The organism is Miniphocaeibacter sp., assembly GCF_049276255.1.
Classification (GTDB): Bacteria; Bacillota; Clostridia; order Tissierellales; family Peptoniphilaceae; genus Miniphocaeibacter.
In genome coordinates this window covers 1-2,486 of record NZ_JBASWB010000040.1, presented here as the reverse complement: position 1 = coordinate 2,486, position 2,486 = coordinate 1, and the positions used below count along the sequence as shown (strand labels likewise).

The 2,486-nt window shown below is 26.8% G+C and carries 2 protein-coding genes and 1 pseudogene; 1 reads left to right on the top strand and 2 read right to left on the bottom strand.

The features are described 5' to 3' along the window. Positions 1–199, bottom strand: a pseudogene (locus tag WAO56_RS03815) (oligoendopeptidase F); the annotation flags it as partial. A 139-nt stretch (positions 200–338) separates the two neighbouring features. Here WAO56_RS03815 and WAO56_RS03810 point away from each other — a divergent pair. Continuing rightward, positions 339–1,574 carry an aminopeptidase gene (locus tag WAO56_RS03810; RefSeq protein ID WP_422146280.1) on the top strand — a complete coding sequence of 412 codons (1,236 nt, stop codon included), beginning with the start codon at positions 339–341 and terminating at the stop codon, positions 1,572–1,574. Between the two features lie 347 nt (positions 1,575–1,921). Here WAO56_RS03810 and WAO56_RS03805 read toward each other — a convergent pair whose 3' ends face one another. Then, positions 1,922–2,263: a DUF3887 domain-containing protein gene (locus tag WAO56_RS03805; protein ID WP_422143763.1), complete on the bottom strand. Its 342-nt coding sequence runs from the start codon at positions 2,261–2,263 to the stop codon at positions 1,922–1,924. Positions 2,264–2,486: the final 223 nt, after the last annotated feature.

The window sequence follows — 2,486 nt, the reverse complement described above, 5'->3', positions numbered from 1 at the left end:
GAGAATAATCTTTTAAAGAGTCAATAATTAGTTCTACACTAGTTATTTTCCCCTCGTAATTTTTTACAAATTTTTCTACTAATATATTCAAAGTCTCAATATCTTTTTCATATTCATCATCATTTTTATATATTAGTGAAAGATCCCAAGTATATTTTTTATTAACATCTTCCCTTTTTACTAAATCCAAAATTTCCATAAGTTCCCCCTTGGTTAAATTATTTAAACTTCCTATTAAATTATATAATGTTTTAAGATGATTGTATATTTTTTATCTATTACTTTATATTTTTGAAAATTATAATGATTTTAATGTTATAATCTTCTTGAGGTGAAATATGAATAATTTAGAGACAAATTTATTAAAATACGCTGATCTAGTTGTTACAAAAGGCATAAATATACAAGAAGGTCAGCCTGTAGTAATTAGCTGTCCAATTGAAAGAGCAGATTTTGCTAGAGCTTTAGCAAAAAAATCCTATGAAAAAGGAGCTTCTGAAGTAATTGTAAATTGGTTAGATGATGAATTAACATTGTTAAAATATGAAAATGCTCCTATGGAGGTATTTGAAGAATATCCACAATGGGCAGTAGATAAAAGTAAATATTATTATGAAAAAGGTGCTGCCATTATTTCAGTTTCAGCAACTGATCCTGAACTATTAAAAAATGTTGATCCAATTAAAATAGCCACCTATAATAAAGTTGCTTCTCTTGCTAATAAGGAAAATATGAAATATACAATGAATGATATAAATTCATGGTGTGTTGTTTCTGTTCCTACAAAAGGCTGGGCAAAAAGAGTATTCCCTGAACTTAGCGAAGACGAGGCAGTTAAAAAATTATGGGAAGCAATATTTTATACTACAAGAGTAGATAAGGAAAACCCAATAGAAGAATGGGACAAGCATGTAGCTGAAATGGATAGAAATGCAAGTTTCTTAAATGAAAAGAAATTTGTAAAATTACATTATACAAACTCCAAAGGAACAGATTTAGAAGTTGAATTACCTAAAGGACATATTTGGCTTTCTGCAGGTAGTACTAATGCAAATAATACTGTGTTTATTGCAAATATGCCAACAGAAGAAGTCTTTACCCTACCCAAAAAAGACGGAGTTAATGGAAAATTATTTTCTACAAAACCATTAAACTATGGTGGTAATATTATAGATGAAATGGAATTCACCTTTAAAGATGGTAAAGTTGTAGAATATGATGCAAAAATTGGTAAAAAATATTTAGATGATATGTTTTCTGTAGATGAAAATGGAAAATATTTAGGAGAAGTGGCTTTGGTACCTTATGACAGTCCTATTTCAAATTCAAATATATTATTTATTAATACCTTATTTGATGAAAACGCATCTTGTCATTTTGCTTTTGGAAAAGCATATCCAACTTGTATTGAAGGTGGAACAGAAATGACCGATGAAGAATTAAAGGCCCATGGTGTAAACGACGCTTTAATCCATGAAGATTTTATGGTTGGCTCTAGCGACTTATCTATTATTGGAATAACTGAAGATGGTGAAGAAATAGAAATATTCAAAGACGGAAACTGGGCAATATAACCTAATAAACAACAAAAAAAGACGAGATTTTTCATCTCGTCTTTTTTAAAAGGAAGTTGTATATGAAAAAGTTTATTAACTTTAAATATATAATACTTGAGTTTGCTTAAAGTATTCTTAAAAAAACACCTATAAGACTTATCTTTGACATTTTGTAGATATTGTAATAATTTAACTAATTATATTAATTTTTCCCTATCATCTACTTTTTCATTGAAGCTCATAACTATATCCACTAAAATTCCATTACCTAAAAATGAACCTATGTAAGCAAGATTAATCTATTATTATTGAAATATAATTCATATTAATCTACCATATATTTAAATATTCTCTTAGTCTAATATTTATTTTATAAAGATATTTATAAGCTTATATTCTTCATCGAATCCTAAAGTATAAACAGCCTTTTCATTTTCATACTTAACTACATACTGAATAGTAGCATATGTATTCCCATTTTCTTCTTGCTCTATAATATCATATTTTTCATACTCTTTAAGTTTACCTAATTTATCTAAAATCTTACTTATTTCTTCCATGGATTTATAATATTCCTCATACGTAACTGTAGTTTTTATTAAATCGGAAATATTATCATTATATATTTTTTCATAGTCTCTATTGTTAACTAGTTCAATAATATTCTGTGCCTTGCTTTTTACCTCATCTTCCTTAAATTTCTTCAATTCAAACTTTTTTCACATCCTACTAAAACAAGTAACACCAACCCTATTAATAAAATAAATTTAACTTTCGTATTTTTCACAATCTTCCTCCTTTTGTAATTTCCCTAATAAATATATTCCAAATAGTAATAGTATTATTGATAAAATAAAAATCACTATTTCTGAAAGTACAATTTTGTTTAGAACATTTGCCAAATAAGTGAAAATAAGATTATACATTCCA

Excerpts from the sequence above, each read along its gene's own strand:
- WAO56_RS03810 (WP_422146280.1), top strand. The coding sequence starts at position 339 with ATGAATAATTTAGAGACAAATTTATTAAAATACGCTGATCTAGTTGTT.